This is a genomic window from Pseudomonas sp. AA-38, assembly GCF_029457475.1.
Taxonomy (GTDB): domain Bacteria; phylum Pseudomonadota; class Gammaproteobacteria; order Pseudomonadales; family Pseudomonadaceae; genus Aquipseudomonas.
This window is the reverse complement of record NZ_CP120359.1, coordinates 620,106-639,728: the sequence shown is the minus strand read 5'-3', so window position 1 is coordinate 639,728 and position 19,623 is coordinate 620,106. Positions and strand designations below refer to the sequence as shown.

Sequence of the window (19,623 nt, the reverse complement as noted above, 5' to 3'; positions counted from 1 at the left end):
CCGACGCGCAGCAGGTCGTGAATAGGTTCTTAACGCGCGGCCCAGGCGTTGAAACGTTGCTCCAATTGCTCGCCATAGTCAGCCCAGAAGGTCACGTCGATGGCCACCTGGTTGGCGATGTTTTCCGGCGTGGTCGGCATCAGGCTCAGACGCTCCGGCGCCAGCAGGTCGATGGCCTGCTTGTTGGCCGGGCCGTAGGCGATATTCTCGGAGTAGGCTTTCTGCGCCTCAGGCTTGACCGCGAAGGCGATGAACTCCTTGGCCACTTCGGCGTTCTTGGCGCCACGGGGGATGGCCCAGGAGTCGAAGTCGTAGATGCCGCCGTTCCACACCACCTGCAGGTTGCTCTCGTCCTGCACGGCAGCGATACGGCCGTTGTAGGCCGAGCTCATCACCACGTCACCGGATGCGAGGTACTGCGGCGGCTGGGCGCCGGCTTCCCACCACTGGATATTGGGTTTCAGCTCGTCGAGTTTCTTGAACGCGCGATCCTGGCCTTCTTTCGTAGCCAGCACCTTGTACACATCCTTGACCGGCACGCCGTCGGCCATCAGGGCGAATTCCAGGGTGTACTTGGCCCCCTTGCGCAGGCCGCGCTTGCCCGGGAATTTCTTCACATTCCAGAAATCGGCCCAACTGGTCGGTGCTGTGCTCAGCTTGTCGGCATTGTAGGCCAGCACCGTTGACCAGACGAAGAAGCCGACGCCACAGGGCTGGATGGCGCCTTCGATGAAGTTGGCCTCATCGCCGAATTGCGCCGGGTCGAGTTCCTCGAACAGCCCCTCGTCACAGCCACGGGCCAGTTCCGGCGACTCCACCTCCACCAGATCCCAGCTCACGCTGTTGGTATCGACCATGGCTTTGACCTTGGCCATTTCACCGTTGTATTCGCCGCCCAGAACCTTGTTGCCGGTTGCCTTCTCGAAAGGTTCGTAGAACGCCTTGACCTGCGCCGCCTTGTTCGCGCCGCCGAAGGAAACCGCCGTCAGGTCCACCGCCAGTGCCGGCATGGCACAGCTAACGCCCAGGGCCAACGCCGCGAGCTTCAGGGATTTCGTCATTCTTATCAGCTCCTCTGTGTTACGGGGTAAAGGTGCAGCACTGCACGCAAGGCTCACTCGGCTTGGAGTGGATCCAGCGCGCGGACATGCTCGACAGACCAGCCGAGCGGAACCAGGTCACCAACCGCCAGAGTCGAGTCCAGCTCGGCCACGGGTTGCTTGACGTAGAAATCGGATTGGCCGCAGACCTCCATGCGAATGCGCACGTGGTCGCCCAGGTAGATGAACTCGGCGATGCGCCCGGAGAAACGATTGGGACAGGCTTCGCTGTGACCATTGAGACGAACGCGTTCGGGGCGGATCGACAGGCTGACCGGCTCGCCGACAGCGCCAACGTTGACCGCCGTGGCCTTGATCTCCTCGCCACGCGCCAGACGCACCACGCACTGTTCGCCATCACGGCTGACCAGTTCCCCCGGCAGGCGATTGTTCTCGCCGATGAACTGCGCGACGAAAGTGTTCTGCGGGGTTTCGTAAAGCTCGCGCGGCGGTGCGATCTGCTGGATCTCGCCCTGGTGGAACACGGCCACGCGGTCGGACATGGTCAGTGCCTCGCCCTGGTCGTGGGTCACGTAGACCACGGTCACGCCCAGGCTCTGGTGCAGATGCTTGATCTCCATCTGCATGTGCTCGCGCAGTTGCTTGTCCAGCGCGCCGAGCGGTTCGTCCATCAGCACCAGTTGCGGCTCGAACACCAGTGCACGGGCCAAGGCCACGCGCTGCTGCTGACCGCCGGAAAGCTGACCCGGATAGCGGTTGCGGAAGCTGTCGAGTTGCACCATGGACAGTGCGCGCTTGACCCGCTCACTGATGTCGGTGCGCGACATGCCGCGCACGCTCAGGGGGAAGGCCAGGTTCTCGGCCACTGTCATGTGCGGGAACAGCGCATAGTTCTGGAACACCATGCCGATGTCGCGCTTGTGCGGCGGCAGTTTGTTCAGCGAGCGGCCGTCGAGGAGGATCTCGCCAGCGGTGGGGGTCTCGAAGCCGGCCAGCATCATCAGGCTGGTGGTCTTGCCGGAACCGGACGGGCCGAGCAGGGTCAGAAACTCGCCCTTGCGGATATCCAGGTTGAGGTCTTTGACGATCAGCGTCTCGCCGTCATAGCTCTTCTGCACGCCGCGGAAGCTCACCAGTACATCGTTTGCCATCACCACACCCTTGTTCTTGTCTCAGGCCGATGACCAAGAGTAAGCCGGTGACAATGGGCGAAAAAATCGGGCGGGATGACAAGCTGATATCAGGCGCGAGGAAAATCTCGTGTAGGGATCGCCCTACAAATTCCCACTGGAAAACTCTGTTTTGACGGATCGGTCAGCCCGTAGGGTGTCGCGGGGCCGCCTAGGCTGCGCGCGCTATTCTTCCGGCACCCAGGCCATTGGTGCGCACGGCGCACCCTACAGCAGTCGGTGCTCCATGGCATAGCGCACCAGGTCGGCTACCGAATGCGCGCCGAGCTTCTGCATCAGGCGCGCCTTGTGGGTGCTCACGGTCTTGTTGCTCACGGCCAGGTGCAGGGCGATATCGTTGACGCCCTCGCCGCGCACCAGGCGCTCGAATACCGAAAACTCGCGTTCGGACAGTTGCGCATGGGGCGGGCGCGAGTCGGTCAGGCCCACCTCGAAGACCATGCGGTCGGCCAGGGCCGGGTCGATATAGCGCCCACCACTGGCCACCTTGCGAATCGCGGTGATCAGCAGGGCCGGATCGCTGTCCTTGGTGGCGTAGCCGGCGGCCCCTGCCTTGAGCGCACGCGCGGCCATCTGCGCCTCGTCGTGCATCGACAACACCAGGATCGCCGGTGCCTCGTTCAGCGCACGGATACGCGGGATGGCTTCCAGCCCGTTGACGCCAGGCATGGAGATGTCCAGCAACACCACGTCGCAGGGCGTGCGGCGCAGCACCTCGAGCAGTTGCTCGCCGTTGCAGGCCTCGCCGGCCACCTCGAGGTCGCGGGCCATGCCGATCAGTTGCTTGATGCCTTCCCGCACTATGGTGTGGTCTTCAGCCACCAGTACCCGAATCACGCAATGATCTCCTCATCCAGGCTTATCAAGCTGTTGAAAAACTACCTGCGTTGCCTGGCCGTTGTTAAAAACAGCCTCGCGTGCGAGCCCAGGCTAGGCGCCCCCGTCAAAAATGCCCATTTACAACTCGTAAACTGCGCTTTTCGGCTGTTTTGCGGGGCCGCCATCGGTATAGGCCAGCCCGCCTCGGCTCGGGCTTCCTGCTTCGCTCTACCTCCTGCATCCATGCAGTCGTCGCCTATGTTTTTCAACGGCCTGCTATGCGCGCGCACAGGGTAGTGCCCTCACCGGGCTGGCTGTCAATCTGCAACTGGCCACCGAGCATCAACATGCGCTCTTGCATGCCAACCAGGCCGAAGGATTGCCCCGGCTTGCGCAACGACGGATCGAAGCCCTTACCGTCATCGCTCACAGACAGGCACAGGCTGCCCGCCTCCTGCCACAGGCGTACCACGACACTGTGCGCACCGGCATGGCGCATGACATTGGTCAGCGCCTCCTGAAGGATGCGGAACAGGCCGATGGCCTGAGCATCGGGCAAGTGTGGAAGATGCTCAGGCACTTCGACCAGGCAGGGGATCTGCGTACGCTCCTCAAAACGACGCACCTGCCATTCGATGGCCGAGGCGATGCCGGCATCGAGAATCGGCGGACGCAGGGCCGTGGCCACGTCCCGTACCAGTTGGAACAGCTGGGCGATCAGGCGCTTCATGCTGGCCAGGCGCTCATCCAGTTCGGGAATCTGCCCGGCGCAGGCCAGTTCGCACATGGCGGTCTCCAGCTTGAGCACGGTCAGCACCTGGCCCAGCTCGTCGTGCACCTCACGGGCGATACGCGCCTTCTCTTCCTCGCGCACACTTTCCAGATGCGCCGACAGCTCACGCAGACGTGCCCGCGAATCGGCCAGCGCCAGTTCGGCCAGCTTGTTCTCGGTGATGTCCCAGAGAATCCCGTCCCAGACCACCCGGCCACCGCCGAGCGGGCGCGCGGTGGTGCGGATGTCAGCCCACAGCACCTCCTGCTCGGCGGTGAGAATGCGTCCCTGCCAGTACCAGTCACTTTCGCTCTCCAGCGCCAGCGTCTGACTATTGAGATAACTGGGTAGATCCTGCGGATGCACCAGGCTGCGGATGCCACGATCCTCACGCTGCAGCTCATGTGCCGGCCAGCCGACCATTTCCTGGCTGGCCTCGCTGATATAGGCGAAGTTGACCACCGCGCCCAGCCCGGCGCGCTCCAGGCGAAACACCAGACCCGGTACGTTACCGGCGATGCCCTTGAAGCGTGCCTCGCTCTCCTCCAGAGCCGCATGCGCGCGCCGGCGCTCGGTGACGTCACTGAGGAACACCACCAGGTACTCGGCCTGACGGTAGCGCAGAAAACTCAGAGAAACGTCGGCCGGCATACGACTGCCGTCGGCACGCAGGCAATCGATCTCGAAGCTCGTCGAGCCCCCGTCCTGCTCGCGCACACGTTTCCATATGCCAAGCCAGCGATCCATGTCCAGGCTCGGCTCGAGGCGGCTCAGCGGCTTGTCCACCAGCTCACCAGCGGCATAACCGAGCATGCGTTCGGCGGCGCGGTTGGCGTAGCGCAGATGGCTGTCCCAGTTGACCCAGAGAATGCCGACGGTGCTGTGATCAATGGAGAACTGGCTCAGGCGCAACGCCTCGGCTGCCTGCTGGTGACGATCCAGCTCAGCACGCGCATCGAGCAAGCCTCGCTCGAGCAGGCGGGTCTGCTGACGCTGGCGATACAGCACCGTGCCGGCAATCAGCAACGACAGGCAGAGAAACAGGCTCAGGGTCTTCCAGAAACCGACGAAATCACCGAGCTGCGGATAACGCAGGGGCAGCCAGCGCTCACGCAGATCCTCCAGCTCACGGGCCGGCAAGGCTTCCAGGGTGCGATCGACGATGGCTGCCAACTCCGGGGCATCGACCCGCGTGGCCAGGCGCAGCAACTGCGGCAAGCCGATATCACCGACTATGTGCAGGCCGGCGAAACGCGACTCGCGCAGCAGCAGGCTCAGCATTGCCTCATCGACCACGGCGTAATCGGCGTCCTGGTTGAGCACCCGCTGTAGCGCCGCGCGCTCGGAGCCGACCTTCAGCAGACGCAGGTTGGTGTGGGTGCGTTCCAGATACTCCTCGGCCTGACTGGGCGCGCGCACCGCCACCAACTGCTCCAGCGCGAGCTGATCCAGATCCACCGCGCCACTGCCATTGCGCTCGCCCACCACCAGATGCGGCACGCGCAGATAAGGCATGGAGTAATGCCACAGGCGCAAGCCGGCAGGGGTTTGCTGCAGACCAGGCGCTAGATCCACCTCACCGGCCTGCACGGCCTTGTCCAGCGCATCCTGCGAGGGATACAGGCGCCAATCCGGCTTTACCCCCATGGCCTCGAGCAAGCGTTGCATCAACTCGACATTGGCGCCGGCCAGATGCCGGTTGCGCTCCACCTGTGCCCAAGGTGCCCGCAACACCAGGCCGACGCGCAGCGTCGGGTGCGCAGCCAGCCAGGCCTGCTGCTCGGCATCGAACGCCGGACGCAACACCATGCGCTCGCTCTCGGCCCAGCCAGGCTGGCTGACCAGCAGCAGGAAAAGACAGCCAAGGAGACGGACGAGCGATTTCATGCGCGAAAGGGTTCTGCTGATGCGACGCGCTAAGTTACCCCAGTCGGGGTCTGTACGCCTGACAAAAACATCGTCTCGCATTAGGCTCATGGCATTCGCCTCTGGAGATGCTGCCGATGCGCCCCACCTCTGCTGCCCTGTTCGGCTTCAGCCTGCTGCTCGCGGCCATGGCCTGGGCCGAAGAGCCTGCCGACACCACTGCGCCAGCCAGCGAGAACCCAGCGCCGACCAGCGAGGAGCGCCCAGGGCTACCCGAGCGTAGCGTGCTCGAAGCGCAGGCGCTGGAGCAGCGCCTGGACAAGCGCGAACAGCAGATGCTCAAGGCTCAGGATGAAAGCTTCCTCGCCCTGTGGCTGCCAGCCAATGTCGGCGATCCCGAGGGCGTGGTGATTCTCCTGCCCGGTGATGTGGAGAATGCCGACGAAGCCACTGTCATCGGCCCACTGCGACGCAAACTGCCCGACGCCGGCTGGCACAGCCTGAGCCTGACCCTGCCAGACCCGGATGGCGACCCACTGCCACCGCGCAGCACAGCGCCCGCCGAAACGTCCCCGGCAATGGCGCAGCTTGCCGAGGAAACGCCCGCCACCCAAGAAGCGCCAGCACAGGACGCGCCCGCAACGCCGGCAGCAGACGAGCCTGCCGTGCCCAGCCCGGAACAACGTCGCGAGGCCCATGCGCAACGGGTGATGGCGCGCATCGAGGCAGCCGTCGCCTTTGCCGCCGAGCGGCAAGCCAAGGAGATCGTCCTGCTGGGCCATGGCAGCGGCGCCTACTGGGCCATGCGCTATCTCAACGAGCGCAAGCCGGACAACCTGCACAATCTGCTGCTGGTTTCTGCCGAAGTACCGGCTGGCTTCACTCCGCCTCTGGATGAACTGGTGGCGAAATTGCCGGTGGCCACCGGCGACTTCTACTACGAGGATCGCGCCGACGACCGCCAGGCAGCCGGACGCCGCCTGAATGCCAGCAAGCGTGCCAAGCTGCCCGTCTATATACAGGTGGCGATGAAAGCCTTGCCGGGCAACCTGCCGGTGCAGGAGGAACAACTCTTCCGGCGCCTGCGCGGCTGGCTGAAACTGCATATCCGCGCCAGTGGCAGCTAGCGCAACTATTGTCCCGTAGCCAGGTCGGCGCGACCTCTAACAGGCTGTTGAAAAACTACCTGCGTTGGCAATACTGCGTTAAAAACAGCCTCAAAATGCTCATTTACAGCGCGTAAACTGCGCTTTTTCGGCTGTTTTTGCCTTGCCTTGCCTGCCTCGCCTACGTTTTTCAACGGCCTGCTAACGCATACCCCGGCGCTGCCGAATCAGCGCATAGGCCTGATGCAGTTGCCGCGTAGTTTCGGTCGCCTCGCGAATGCGCTCGGCCGAGGCACCCGAGCCGGCCAGCTTGTCCGGGTGATGGCGGCTGAGCAAGCGCCGGTAGGCACGCTTGATCTGCTCGGGCTCGCTGCTCTCGCTGACCCCCAGCAACTGCAGGGCCTGCTGATAGCTGCCCCCCGAGGGTGCCGGCTGCTGACTGCGCTTGGGCGCGTACTCCTCGTTCAGGCGTTCCAGCGCGGCCGTCTCCCAACCCAGCCACTTGCCCCAGAGCAGGATCAGCTCATGCTCGTCGGGCGCTACCCGGCCATCGACCCAGGCCATGCGCCAGCAGGCACGCAGCAATGCCTCGGCTCGCTCGCGTTGGCGCTGCAAGGGCACGCGCAGGTTGTCACGCGCGGTCTTGCCACGGGCGAAGGCGTCGATGGCACGACGCTGCGCGTCGACATTCAGTCCCAGGCGCTGCATTTCCGAACGGGCCTGCTGGATATGGCTCTGCAGCACTCGACCATTGCTCTTGGCCAGGCGCCCGAGCATCAGGAACAACAGGTCATCATCCGTCGGCGCCGGACGCCCGCCCAGGCGCTCGCGCAGGTTGGCCCAGCCATGCAGACGCAGGCGCCGATCCAGCACCTGGCCGAGCAGGCCGCCCAGCAGCGCGCCGGGAATGCTGGCCAGCGCCAGCCCGGCCGGCCGCAGGGTCGCCGGCCACAACACCTAGCCGGCCACAACGCCTCCTGCAGCAGGCGCTCGCTTCCGCCAGGCGCTCGCCGACGTCGATCCAGCGACCGCCGTGCCGCTCGCCATCCACGCCCTGCCGCCATCGCCTCGCGCAGCAACGGCGCCGGAAGCACCGGGCTGGCAGGCGGCGAACAGCCGTGGGTGCAGGACGGCGATACCGCTGTAAGTCAGGCACTCGCCGTCTGCCGCTGCGTCATGAACCTGGCCCTGCTGCAGGATGAAATCGCCCTGCGGGTGATGTGCCGGGTTGTTCACCAACACCAGATGGGCCAGGCCGTTCAGTGGCTTGCGCAGCTCGGCGAAGGGGTAATCGGTGAAGATATCGCCGTTGATCACCGCGAAAGGTTCGTCACCCAACAAAGGCAAGGCCTTGAAGATGCCGCCACCGGTTTCCAGCGGCTCCCCTTCGGACGAATAGGCGATACGCAGGCCGAAGCGCGCGCCGTCTCCCAGATAATCCTCGATCTGCTGACCGAGCCAGGCGTGATTGATCACCAGCTCGGTAAAACCCGCGGCGGCCAACGCGCGAACGTGATATTCGATCAGGGGCGTGCCAGCCGCCTGTACCAGCGGCTTCGGCGTATGCAGGGTCAGCGGGCGCAGACGCTCGCCCTTGCCGGCGGCGAGAATCATCGCCTTCATGCCCGAGCCCCTTCGTCTATTGCCAGGCTGGCGAACAGTTCACCCAGCTCGGCCAGCTCCGGCCGGCGCGCCAGCACCGCCTGGATATAAGAGAAGAAACGCGGCACGTCGCCCAGGTACCTGGGCTTGCCGTCGCGATGACAGATGCGCGCGAAGATGCCGATCACCTTCAAGTGGCGTTGCACGCCCATCAGGTCGCTGGCGCGCAGGAAATCCTCCAGCCCTGCCTGTACCGGAATGCCGGCTGCCTGCGCCCGCCTCCAATACCCTTGCAGCCAACCCTGCACACGCGCTTCGGGCCAACTGAGGAAGGCATCCTTGAACAGACAAGTGATGTCGTAGGTGACCGGACCGTAGACGGCATCCTGAAAATCCAGCACACCGGGATTGGGCGTGCTGTGCATCAGGTTGCGCGGCATGAAGTCGCGGTGCACCAGCACCTTGGGCTGAGCCAGGGCGCTGTCGATCAACAGACGGCTGACACGCTGCCAGGCGGCCTCCTGCTCAGGGGTGAAGGTGCGGCCCAGATGGCGTTGCACGTACCACTCGGGAAATAGCTGCAGCTCGCGGCGCAACAAGGCCTCGTCGTAATGCGGTAGATCGTCGTCCAGCGGCAGGCGTTGCTGCATCAGCAAGGCTTCGATAGCGTCGCCGAACAGCTCATCGGCATTGCGTTCGTCGATCACCTCCAGGTAGGTCTGGCGCCCCAGATCATCGAGAATCAGAAAGCCTCGCTCGAGATCGGCAGCCAGAACCTGTGGTACGTGCACCCCGGCACTCGCCAGCAACGCGGCGATACGCACGAAGGGCGCGCAGTTCTCCTGCGGCGGCGGCGCATCCATGAGGATCAGGCTGCGTTCACCAGCCTGCCAACGAAAATAACGGCGAAAACTGGCATCGCTGCTGGCCGCCGTCAGTTCGGCCTGCGGCACCTCGCCCCAACCGCGTGCGGCGAAGAGCGCGGGCAGTTGCTTGGCGAGCCAGGTTCGTAGCTGTTGCAGACGTAGATCGTGTTCGGACATCAAGGGGTCTCCGACGGCGCTAGCCGTTGCGCGGGTCATGCTTTATTATCCAGCATCTTTTTCAGCCCATCGAGAGGCGTGCGGCCCCTGGGCCGGTAGCGCGCAGGAAGCCCGGACTAACAAGATGGCAGTAAAATACCCCGCGTTCCGCAAGAAGTTCCCGCTGCTGGTGACCGGCAGCCTCCTGGCCTTACAGCCTGCCTTCAGCTTACAGACGTTCGCTGCCGAGCAGTACGATTGCTCAGCCTCGCCGAGCGGTGGCTGGGCCTGTGCGCCTAAAACCGCAGCCAGTTCCCTGCCGCCACGCCCTGTGCACAGCCAGAGCAGTGTGAGCACCGGCACTACGCAGACAACCGCAAGCGCCAAGCAGGAAGCCGCTCCCACCCTGGTGACCGAGAGCAAGGGCCGCGCCCTCGCCTCGCGCAGCGCCGACTACAGCCACCTCGACTGGGTGCCACGCGACAAGCTGACCGCCGCGCAACTGGCCGAAGCCGGCCCTTACTGCGCCGGAGCCTATGTTGAGCCGCTGCGCCCGGGCATGGACGACACCACGCCTCTGGACGAGTCGCCAATGTTCGTGTCCGCCAAGGCCTCGCGCTACGAGCAGGAGCAACAGGTCGCCACGCTGGCCGGTGACGTGGTGCTGCGCCAGTCCGGCATGCAGGTCGAGGCCGACGAGGCCAGCCTGCACCAGGCCGAGAACCGTGGCGAGCTGGTCGGCAATGTGCGCCTGCGCGACAAGGGCATGCTGGTGGTCGGTGACCGTGCCGAACTGCAACTGGACAACGGCGAAGCCAAGATCGACAACGCCGAGTACGTGCTGCACAAGGCTCACGTGCGCGGCAGTGCGCTCTACGCCAAGCGCGAAGAAACCGCCATCGTACGACTCAAGGACGGCACCTACACCCGTTGCGAGCCGGGCGACAACGCCTGGCACCTGAAGGGCAACAACGTCACCCTGAACCCGGCCACCGGCTTCGGCACCGCCACCAACGTGACGCTGCGGGTCAAGGACTTCCCCGTCTTCTATACCCCGTACATCTATTTCCCGATCGACGACCGCCGCCAGTCCGGCTTCCTGCCGCCGAGTTTCAGCACCTCGAGCGATACCGGCTTCTCGCTGCAGACGCCCTACTACTTCAACCTGGCGCCGAACTACGATGCCACGCTCTACCCCACCTACATGGCCAAGCGCGGCCTGCTCATGGAAGGCGAGTTCCGTTACCTGACCAAGAGCAGCGAAGGTCAGATCGGCGGTGCCTGGCTCAACGACAAGGAAGACGAGCGCAAGCTGCAGTCCGAATACGAAGACCAGCGCTGGATGTATAGCTGGCAGCACAAGCAGGGGCTCGACTCGCGCCTGCTTGCCGAAGTCGACTACACCGACATCAGCGATCCTTACTACTTCCAAGATCTGCGTAGCGACCTGGGCATTTCCTACGGTTCCTACGTCAACCAGCGCGGCACGCTGACCTACCGTGGCGACAACTACACCGCACGGTTGAACCTGCATGCCTACGAGCTGGCGAACATCACCGACATCACGCCCTACGACCGTCTGCCGCAGCTCACTCTGGACGGCAAGCTGCCCTTCGAGCCGGGCGGTCTGAACTTCGCCTACGCCACCGAGTACGTGAAGTTCGACCGTGATCTGCGCTCCGGCAACTTCATCAACGAGGACGGCGTCGTCGAACAACCCTGGTATGACTCCCGAGTCGTGGGCCTGGCCCGCGCCAATGGCGAGCGCCTGCATCTGGAGCCCTCGGTGAGCCTGCCGATGAATGCGAGCTGGGGGTTCATCAAGCCGCAGATCAAGTATCTGCAGACTCATTACGACCTGAGCCTAGACGGTCGCGGCAAGGCAAGCCTGCTGCCAGAACAGCAGTACAGCAGCAGCCAGAACCGCGGTCTGGGCCTGTTCAGCGTCGACAGCGGCCTGTACTTCGACCGCAATACCCAACTGTTCGGCAAGAACTACCGCCAGACCCTGGAGCCGCGCGCCTTCTACCTGTATGTACCGGAAGAAGATCAGACCGATATTCCGGTGTTCGACACTGGCGAGAGCAGCTTCAGCTACGCCTCGCTGTGGCGTGAAAATCGCTTCAGCGGCAAGGATCGCATCGGCGACGAGAACAAGCTGTCGCTAGGCGTGACCAGCCGCTGGATCGAGCCGAACGGCTTCGAGCGTCAACGCTTCAGCATCGGCCAGGCCTTCTATTTCGAGGATCGCAAGGTACAGATGCCCGGCATCGATTACCGCGACCGCCAGGACGCCACGGCAGATGTGTCTCCCTACGCCCTGGAATACCAGTATCGCTTCAACCGCGATTGGCGCCTGAACTCCACCTTCAACTGGGATCCGGATCAGCACAAGACCCGCTCCGGCAGCGCCATGTTCCACTACCAGCCCGAAGACAATCCGAACAAGGTGGTCAACCTGGGCTATCGCTACCGTAACGATACCGTCCGTTACGACCAGGCGAGCGGCAAGTGGCTGGTCGGCGGTGGTGACTACGGCACCCCCGGAACCCCCGGCTACATCAAGGACTACTACAAGATCAGCCAGCATGACTTCTCCGTCATCTGGCCGCTGGTGCCGCAGTGGAGCGTGATCTCACGCTGGCAGTACGACTACAACCGCAATCGCACCCTGGAGGCCTTCGCTGGCTTCGAGTACGACAGTTGCTGCTGGAAGCTGCGCCTGATCAACCGTTACTGGGTCGACTACGACGAAGTCAGCCTCAACCCGTCGCGCAACGATGAAGCCGACCGCGGCATCTTCCTGCAGATCGTCCTCAAGGGCCTCGGCGGCGTTGTCGGCAACAAGGTGGAAACTTTCCTCGACCAAGGCATTCAAGGTTACCGTGAACGTGAAGACCAAGCTTACTGATTGCCTGCGCTCCCTGCTGTTGGGCGCAGCGCTGCTGGCAGCGACGGCGCATGCCGAAGTCCGCCCGCTGGATCGTATCGTGGCCATCGTCGACAACGACGTGGTCATGCAGAGCCAACTCGATGCGCGCCTGCGCGAAGTGCAGCAAACCATCACCAAACGCGGTGCGGCCCTGCCGCCAGAGCATGTCCTGAAACAGCAGGTGCTCGAACGCCTGATCATCGAGAACATCCAGTTGCAGATCGGCGAACGCTCCGGCGTTCGCATCAGCGACGAGGAGCTGAACCAGGCCATGGGCACCATCGCCCAACGCAATGGCATGAGCCTGGAGCAGTTCCGTGAAGCGCTGGCACGCGACGGTCTGTCCTATGCCGACGCCCGCGATCAGGTGCGCCGCGAGATGATCATCAGCCGCGTGCGTCAGCGCCGTGTCGCCGAACGCATCCAGGTCACCGATCAGGAAGTGCAGAACTTCCTCGCCTCCGATCTCGGCAAGATGCAACTCTCGGAGGAATACCGTCTGGCCAATATCCTCATTCCGGTGGCTGAAGGCGCCTCCTCCAGCGAGATTCAAGCCGCCGAACGTCAGGCACAGGAGCTGTATCAGCAACTGCAGCAAGGCGCCGATTTCGCCCAGCTCGCGGTGGCCCGCTCGGCCAGCGAGAACGCCCTGGAAGGCGGTGAAATGGGTTGGCGCAAGGCCGGGCAACTGCCGCCCCCCTTCGACACCATGATCAGCGCACTGAAACCCGGCGAAGTCACCGAGCCGGTACGTACGCCAGGCGGTTTCATCATCCTCAAGCTGATCGAGAAACGGGGTGGCGACACCCAGGTGCGCGATGAGGTGCACGTTCGCCATATCCTGATCAAGCCCAGCGAGATTCGCAGCGAAGCGGAAACCCGCCGCCTGGTAGAACGTCTCTATCAACGCATCCTCGCTGGGGAAGACTTCGCTGAGCTGGCGAAGAATTTCTCCGAAGATCCGGGTTCTGCGCTCAATGGTGGCGACCTCAATTGGATCGACCCGAACGCGCTGGTACCCGAGTTCCGCGAAGTCATGAACAACACGCCGAGCGGCGAGGTTTCCAAGCCGTTCAAGAGCCCTTACGGTTGGCATGTATTGCAGGTGCTGGGACGCCGCGCTACCGACAACAGCGAAGAGTTCCGCAAGCAACAGGCCGCCAACGTGCTGCGCAATCGCAAGTACGACGAGGAACTGCAGACCTGGCTGCGCCAGATCCGCGACGAAGCCTACGTCGAGATCAAGCTGTAAGCACATCATGCAACGAGAGAGCCCGGCCCAGTGCCGGGCTTTTTCATCCCGAGCCAAAGGCGCTTACACTAGGGTCTGTTGCCGTCTCGCGCACGGCCGCGACGAAACGGCAACAGACCCTAGCCACCCTGCCTTCACCGAGAAAGCGCGATGCCCCAGCCACTTTTTGCCCTGACCCCAGGCGAGCCCGCCGGCATCGGCCCCGACCTGTGCCTGCTGCTGGCCCGCGAGGCGCAGCCTGCCGCCCTGGTCACGATTGCCAGCCGTCAACTGCTGCGCGAACGCGCCGAGCGACTGGGGCTCGCCATCGTGTTGCACGAAGTCGGCCCCGGTCATTGGCCGCAAGCGCCAGCTCCAGCTGGCAGCCTGTACGTCTGGGATACGCCACTGGGCGCAGCGTGTATGCCCGGCCAACTGAGCCCGGCCAACGCCCACTACGTGCTGCAAACCCTGACCCGTGCTGGCCAGGGCTGTCTGAATGGCACATTCGCCGCGATGATCACCGCGCCGGTGCACAAGGGCGTTATCAATGAAGCGGGCATTGCCTTCTCCGGGCATACCGAGTTCCTCGCCGAACTGACCGCCACCGAGCAGGTGGTGATGATGCTGGCCACCCATGGCTTGCGCGTGGCTCTGGTGACCACCCACCTGCCCCTCAAGGACGTGGCGTCGGCCATAACCGCCGAGCGCCTGGAACGAGTCACACGCATTCTGCATGGCGATCTGCAGAGCAAGTTTGGCATCGCTGCGCCACGCATCCTGGTTTGCGGACTCAACCCCCATGCTGGCGAAGGGGGGCACCTGGGCCGCGAAGAGATCGAAGTCATCACCCCGACACTGCAACGCTTGCGCGCCGAAGGCATGCAGCTAATCGGCCCGCTGCCAGCCGATACCCTGTTCACGCCGAAGTATCTCGAGCAGGCCGACGCCGTGCTGGCCATGTATCACGACCAAGGCCTGCCGGTGCTCAAGTTCAAGGGGTTCGGCGCGGCGCTGAACGTCACCCTGGGCCTGCCGATCATCCGCACCTCGGTCGATCACGGCACCGCTCTCGACCTGGCGGGCACGGGGCGGATCGACACTGGCAGCCTGCAGGTGGCCCTGGAAACGGCCTACCAGATGGTGCAAGCCACAAGCTGCACGCCACACACGGCACGTTAAGAGCGGGTGGCCGAAGGAGGGATGTAGCCTAGATGCAAGCACTTCAAACCCCAAACTGACACGCCCGTCCTGTATGGATGCCTAGGACGACCTCACCTGATAGAATCCTCGCCTTTACCTTTTCGCTTTATGCTCTTGCTTGGCGCTTGCAGCTTGAAGCCTGGAGCTGCTCCATGTCCGAATACCAACACCGCGCGCGCAAGCGTTTCGGTCAGAACTTTCTCCACGACGCTGGCGTGATCGACCGTATCCTGCGCGCCATTCGCGCCAAGGAAGGTGAGCGCCTGCTGGAGATCGGTCCAGGCCAGGGCGCCCTGACCGAAGGCCTGCTGGGCAGCGGTGCACAGCTCGATGTGATCGAACTGGATCTCGACCTCATCCCCATCCTGCAGGCCAAGTTCGGCGATAACCCGCGCTTTGCACTCAACCAGGGCGATGCGCTGAAATTCGACTTTGCTCGCCTCAACGCAGCACCGCGCAGCCTGCGCGTGGTCGGCAACCTGCCGTACAACATCTCCACCCCGCTGATTTTCCACCTGCTGGACAATGCGCCGCTGATCCGTGACATGCACTTCATGCTGCAGAAGGAAGTGGTCGAGCGCCTGGCTGCCGAGCCCGGCGGCGGCGACTGGGGCCGCCTGTCGATCATGGTGCAATACCACTGCCGGGTGGAGCACCTGTTCAACGTCGGCCCAGGCGCCTTCAACCCGCCACCCAAGGTGGACTCGGCCATCGTCCGCCTTGTGCCGCACGAGACACTGCCGCATCCCGCGCAGGACTCACGCCTGCTCGAGCGGGTGGTGCGCGAGGCCTTCAATCAGCGGCGCAAGACCCTGCGCAACACCCTCAAGCAATTGTTGCCGGCCGAAGCCATCGAGGCCGCCTGCGTCGATGGCAGCCTGCGCCCGGAACAACTCGATCTGGCTGCCTTTGTGCGCCTGGCCGATCAACTCGCCACGCACCAGGCCGCCAGCCAGGTCTAAACTGCCAACAGGCTCGAAGAGTTTCCTGCATGTCCGACCCTCGTTATCAGATCGACGTCAGCGTCACCACTGAATACCTGGCTGCGCAATCGCAGCCGGAGCAGAACCGTTACGCCTTCTCCTACACCATCACCATCGTCAATCAGGGTGAGCTGGCCGCCCAACTGCTGTCGCGGCACTGGATCATCACCGACGGCGATGGCCGTGTGCAGGAGGTTCGTGGCGCTGGCGTGGTCGGCCAGCAACCGCATATCGAGCCAGGCGCCAGCCACACCTACAGCAGTGGCACGGTGATGACCACCCAGGTCGGCACCATGCAGGGCAGTTACCAGATGCTCGCCGAAGACGGCAAACGCTTCGATGCGCCCATTGCCCCCTTCCGCCTGGCAGTACCCGGGGCGTTGCACTGATGGCGGTGTATGCCGTCGGCGACCTGCAGGGCTGCCTGAAGCCACTCCAGTGCCTGCTCGAGCAGGTATCTTTCGACCCGGCGCACGACCGGCTATGGCTGGTGGGTGACCTGGTCAACCGTGGCCCGCAGTCGCTGGAAACCCTGCGCTTTCTCTTCTCCATCCGTCATGCCGTGATCTGCGTGCTGGGCAATCACGACCTGCACCTGCTGGCCGTGGCGCACAATATCGAGCGCATGAAGAAGGGCGACACCCTACAGGAAATTCTCGACGCCCCGGATCGCGCCGACCTGCTCGACTGGCTGCGCCTGCAGAAGCTGGTGCATCACGATGCCGAGCGCAAGGTCACCCTGGTGCATGCCGGCATTCCGCCGCAGTGGACGCTGAGCAAGGCCTTGCGTCGCGCCGCCGAGGTCGAGGAGGTTCTGCGCGACGATGCTCGCCTGCCGCTGTTTCTCGATGGCATGTATGGCAACGAGCCGGCCAAGTGGAGCAAGGAGTTGCACGGTGTGACGCGCCTGCGCGTGATCACCAACTACTTCACCCGCATGCGTTTCTGCAGCGCGGACGGTACCCTCGACCTCAAGAGCAAGGAAGGCATCGGCAGTGCGCCGGTCGGCTTCGCCCCCTGGTTCAGCCACCCACAGCGCAAGATGCGCGGCGAAAAGATCATCTTCGGTCATTGGGCGGCCCTGGAGGGCAACTGCCAGGAACCTGGCCTGTACGCACTGGACACCGGCTGCGTATGGGGCGGCGCCATGACCCTGCTCGATGTCGACACTGGCGAGCTGCATCGCTGCACCTGCCCACAGGCTTAGCACCTCAACCCGAAGGCCCAACCATGAGCGAATTCAAGCGTATTTCCCCGCAACAGGCCCAGGCACTACGTGAACAAGGTGCCGTCGTTGTCGATATCCGCGACCCACAGAGTTTCGCCAACGGTCATATCGTCGGCTCCCGTCATCTGGACAACCACTCCCTGCATGACTTCATTACCCAGGCCGATCTCGACGCCCCGCTGATCGTGGCCTGTTACCACGGCAACTCCAGCCAGAGCGCTGCTGCCTATCTGGTGGGCCAGGGCTTTGCCGACGTCTACAGCCTCGACGGCGGTTTCGAGCTATGGCGCGCCACCTATCCGGATGAGACTGCACAGAGCGCCGAAGAATAATTTTTCGTGAGCCGCAGGCCGCGCTACCGCTGGCCTGCAGCCCTCTTCCGACAGACGGCAACACCCACTTATCGTTGCGCACTGCTTGACCCCCGCCAGAAAGAACTATTCTCTTACTCAGGCCATCCATAGCAAGATAGAGCCGGCCAACCGGCACAGGGCCATCGGTAACGATCGTTAGGATTTGGGGGATTGATCCCCGGCGCTCTCCGGCCGGAGCCTCCCAGCACCTACTCGCCCGACGACCCACGCCCAGCATCCAGCATCGAGCGAGGTGAAGTCATGAGCATTTTCAGTCACTTCCAACAACGTTTCGAGGCGACCCGCCAGGAGGAGTACTCGCTGCAGGAGTACCTCGAACTGTGCAAGCAGGACCGTAGCGCCTATGCCTCTGCAGCCGAACGTCTGCTGATAGCCATTGGCGAACCGGAACTGCTGGATACCTCCAGCGACCCACGCCTGTCGCGCATCTTCTCCAACAAGGTGATCCGCCGGTACCCGGCGTTCGCCGACTTCCATGGCATGGAAGAGTGCATCGACCAGATCGTCTCCTACTTCCGCCATGCGGCGCAGGGCCTGGAGGAGAAGAAACAGATCCTCTACCTGCTGGGCCCGGTGGGCGGCGGTAAATCCTCGCTGGCGGAAAAGCTCAAGCAACTGATGGAGAAGGTGCCCTTCTACGCCATCAAGGGTTCGCCGGTATTCGAGTCGCCGCTGGGGCTGTTCAATGCCGCCGAGGATGGCGCCATCCTCGAGGAGGACTACGGCATCCCGCGCCGCTACCTCAACTCCATCATGTCGCCCTGGGCCACCAAGCGCCTGCAAGAGTTCGGCGGCGACATCAGCCAATTCCGCGTGGTCAAGCTCTACCCCTCGATTCTCAACCAGATCGCCGTGGCCAAGACCGAGCCGGGCGACGAGAACAACCAGGACATCTCCGCCCTGGTGGGCAAGGTGGATATCCGCAAGCTGGAGGAATTCCCGCAGAACGACGCCGACGCCTACAGCTACTCGGGCGCGCTGTGCCGGGCCAACCAGGGCCTGATGGAGTTCGTCGAGATGTTCAAGGCGCCGATCAAGGTGCTGCACCCGCTGCTGACCGCTACCCAGGAGGGCAACTACAACAGCACCGAAGGCCTCGGCGCCATTCCCTACAGCGGCATCCTGCTGGCTCACTCCAACGAATCGGAATGGCACAGCTTCCGCAACAACAAGAACAACGAAGCCTTCATCGACCGCATCTACATCGTCAAGGTGCCCTACTGCCTACGCGTCACCGATGAAATCCGCATCTACGACAAGCTGCTGATCAACAGCTCGCTGGCCAAGGCCCATTGCGCCCCGGACACCCTGAAGATGCTCGCCCAGTTCAGCGTGCTGAGCCGCCTCAAGGAGCCGGAGAACTCCAATATCTACTCGAAGATGCGCGTCTACGACGGCGAAAACCTCAAGGATACCGACCCGAAAGCCAAGTCGATCCAGGAGTACCGCGACAGCGCTGGCGTCGACGAAGGCATGAATGGCCTGTCGACTCGTTTCGCCTTCAAGATCCTGTCCAAGGTGTTCAACTTCGACCCGCACGAAGTGGCCGCCAACCCGGTGCACCTGCTCTACGTGCTGGAGCAGCAGATCGAGCAGGAACAGTTCCCCGCCGAAGTGCGCGAGCGCTACCTGCGCTACATCAAGGAATACCTGGCGCCGCGCTACATCGAGTTCATCGGCAAGGAAATCCAGACCGCCTACCTGGAGTCCTACAGCGAGTATGGGCAGAACATCTTCGACCGCTACGTGCTGTACGCCGACTTCTGGATTCAGGATCAGGAGTACCGCGACCCGGAAACCGGCGAAATCCTCAACCGCGTGGCCCTCAACGAGGAGCTGGAGAAGATCGAGAAGCCGGCCGGCATCAGCAACCCGAAGGACTTCCGCAACGAGATCGTCAACTTCGTCCTGCGCGCCCGCGCCAACAACAACGGCAAGAACCCCACCTGGCTCAGCTACGAGAAGCTGCGCGTGGTGATCGAGAAGAAAATGTTCTCCAACACCGAGGATCTGCTCCCGGTCATCAGTTTCAACGCCAAGGGCAGCAAAGAGGAGCAACAGAAGCACAACGACTTCGTCAAACGCATGGTCGAGCGCGGCTACACCGAGAAGCAGGTACGCCTGCTGTCCGAGTGGTACCTGCGGGTACGTAAATCGCAGTGACAGCAGCCACGAGCTGCAAGCGGCAAGCTGCAAGAAAGAGCAGGGGCACACAACTCCGCCGCTCATTTGCA

Annotated in this window: 15 protein-coding genes and 1 pseudogene; 9 read left to right on the top strand and 7 right to left on the bottom strand. The window is 63.3% G+C overall.

Annotated elements, in window-relative coordinates; translation table 11 throughout:
- Nucleotides 1-29: 29 nt before the first annotated feature.
- The 4 genes from PVE35_RS02815 to PVE35_RS02800 all read right to left on the bottom strand — a co-directional run bounded on the left by PVE35_RS02815 (nucleotide 30) and on the right by PVE35_RS02800 (nucleotide 5,729).
- Entirely contained in the window at nucleotides 30-1,061 is a 1,032-nt protein-coding gene (locus PVE35_RS02815) for an ABC transporter substrate-binding protein (protein WP_268181091.1), read from the bottom strand.
- A 53-nt stretch (nucleotides 1,062-1,114) separates the two neighbouring features.
- Nucleotides 1,115-2,212: an ABC transporter ATP-binding protein gene (locus tag PVE35_RS02810; RefSeq protein WP_277373738.1), complete on the bottom strand. Its 1,098-nt coding sequence runs from the start codon at nucleotides 2,210-2,212 to the stop codon at nucleotides 1,115-1,117.
- 246 nt (nucleotides 2,213-2,458) lie between these two features.
- Nucleotides 2,459-3,088 (bottom strand): response regulator transcription factor, encoded by a 630-nt coding sequence (locus tag PVE35_RS02805; RefSeq protein ID WP_268181088.1) that lies wholly within the window; start codon nucleotides 3,086-3,088, stop codon nucleotides 2,459-2,461.
- A gap of 247 nt (nucleotides 3,089-3,335) precedes the next feature.
- The gene (locus PVE35_RS02800; protein ID WP_277373736.1) at nucleotides 3,336-5,729 is read right to left on the bottom strand and encodes a sensor histidine kinase; all 2,394 of its coding nucleotides are present in this window, start codon (nucleotides 5,727-5,729) and stop codon (nucleotides 3,336-3,338) included.
- Nucleotides 5,730-5,845: 116 nt separating this feature from the next.
- Between PVE35_RS02800 and PVE35_RS02795 the strand changes: the two genes are divergently transcribed.
- Nucleotides 5,846-6,835 carry an alpha/beta hydrolase family protein gene (locus PVE35_RS02795; protein ID WP_277373734.1) on the top strand — a complete coding sequence of 330 codons (990 nt, stop codon included), beginning with the start codon at nucleotides 5,846-5,848 and terminating at the stop codon, nucleotides 6,833-6,835.
- Nucleotides 6,836-7,015: 180 nt separating this feature from the next.
- Here PVE35_RS02795 and PVE35_RS02790 read toward each other — a convergent pair whose 3' ends face one another.
- From PVE35_RS02790 to PVE35_RS02780, 3 genes and pseudogenes are all read right to left on the bottom strand, one after another.
- Entirely contained in the window at nucleotides 7,016-7,771 is a 756-nt protein-coding gene (locus PVE35_RS02790) for a DnaJ domain-containing protein (RefSeq protein WP_277373732.1), read from the bottom strand.
- Nucleotides 7,772-7,808: 37 nt separating this feature from the next.
- A pseudogene (gene murU / locus PVE35_RS02785) lies at nucleotides 7,809-8,437 on the bottom strand (N-acetylmuramate alpha-1-phosphate uridylyltransferase MurU); the annotation flags it as partial.
- A complete protein-coding gene (locus PVE35_RS02780; RefSeq protein WP_277373730.1) occupies nucleotides 8,434-9,459 on the bottom strand; it encodes a phosphotransferase in 1,026 nt (341 codons plus the stop codon). The gene PVE35_RS02780 and the pseudogene murU, both read right to left, overlap by 4 nt.
- 124 nt (nucleotides 9,460-9,583) lie before the next feature.
- Between PVE35_RS02780 and PVE35_RS02775 the strand changes: the two genes are divergently transcribed.
- From PVE35_RS02775 to PVE35_RS02740, 8 genes are all read left to right on the top strand, one after another.
- Entirely contained in the window at nucleotides 9,584-12,349 is a 2,766-nt protein-coding gene (locus PVE35_RS02775; RefSeq protein WP_277373729.1) for an LPS-assembly protein LptD, read from the top strand.
- Entirely contained in the window at nucleotides 12,330-13,622 is a 1,293-nt protein-coding gene (gene surA / locus PVE35_RS02770; protein WP_268181075.1) for a peptidylprolyl isomerase SurA, read from the top strand. Before PVE35_RS02775 ends, surA begins: the two co-directional genes overlap by 20 nt.
- A gap of 150 nt (nucleotides 13,623-13,772) precedes the next feature.
- Nucleotides 13,773-14,783: a 4-hydroxythreonine-4-phosphate dehydrogenase PdxA gene (gene pdxA / locus PVE35_RS02765; RefSeq protein WP_277373727.1), complete on the top strand. Its 1,011-nt coding sequence runs from the start codon at nucleotides 13,773-13,775 to the stop codon at nucleotides 14,781-14,783.
- A 173-nt stretch (nucleotides 14,784-14,956) separates the two neighbouring features.
- Nucleotides 14,957-15,766: a 16S rRNA (adenine(1518)-N(6)/adenine(1519)-N(6))-dimethyltransferase RsmA gene (rsmA, locus tag PVE35_RS02760; RefSeq protein ID WP_268181071.1), complete on the top strand. Its 810-nt coding sequence runs from the start codon at nucleotides 14,957-14,959 to the stop codon at nucleotides 15,764-15,766.
- A 29-nt stretch (nucleotides 15,767-15,795) separates the two neighbouring features.
- On the top strand, nucleotides 15,796-16,176 hold the full coding sequence (gene apaG / locus PVE35_RS02755; RefSeq protein ID WP_277373726.1) for a Co2+/Mg2+ efflux protein ApaG: 381 nt from the start codon (nucleotides 15,796-15,798) through the stop codon (nucleotides 16,174-16,176).
- Complete coding sequence (locus tag PVE35_RS02750; RefSeq protein WP_277373725.1) at nucleotides 16,176-16,994, top strand: symmetrical bis(5'-nucleosyl)-tetraphosphatase; 819 nt, start codon at nucleotides 16,176-16,178, stop codon at nucleotides 16,992-16,994. The genes apaG and PVE35_RS02750 overlap by 1 nt, the downstream gene beginning before the upstream one ends.
- Before the next feature lie 23 nt (nucleotides 16,995-17,017).
- Nucleotides 17,018-17,347: a thiosulfate sulfurtransferase GlpE gene (gene glpE / locus PVE35_RS02745; protein ID WP_268181065.1), complete on the top strand. Its 330-nt coding sequence runs from the start codon at nucleotides 17,018-17,020 to the stop codon at nucleotides 17,345-17,347.
- A gap of 282 nt (nucleotides 17,348-17,629) precedes the next feature.
- Entirely contained in the window at nucleotides 17,630-19,552 is a 1,923-nt protein-coding gene (locus PVE35_RS02740) for a PrkA family serine protein kinase (protein ID WP_277373722.1), read from the top strand.
- Nucleotides 19,553-19,623 lie beyond the last annotated feature (71 nt).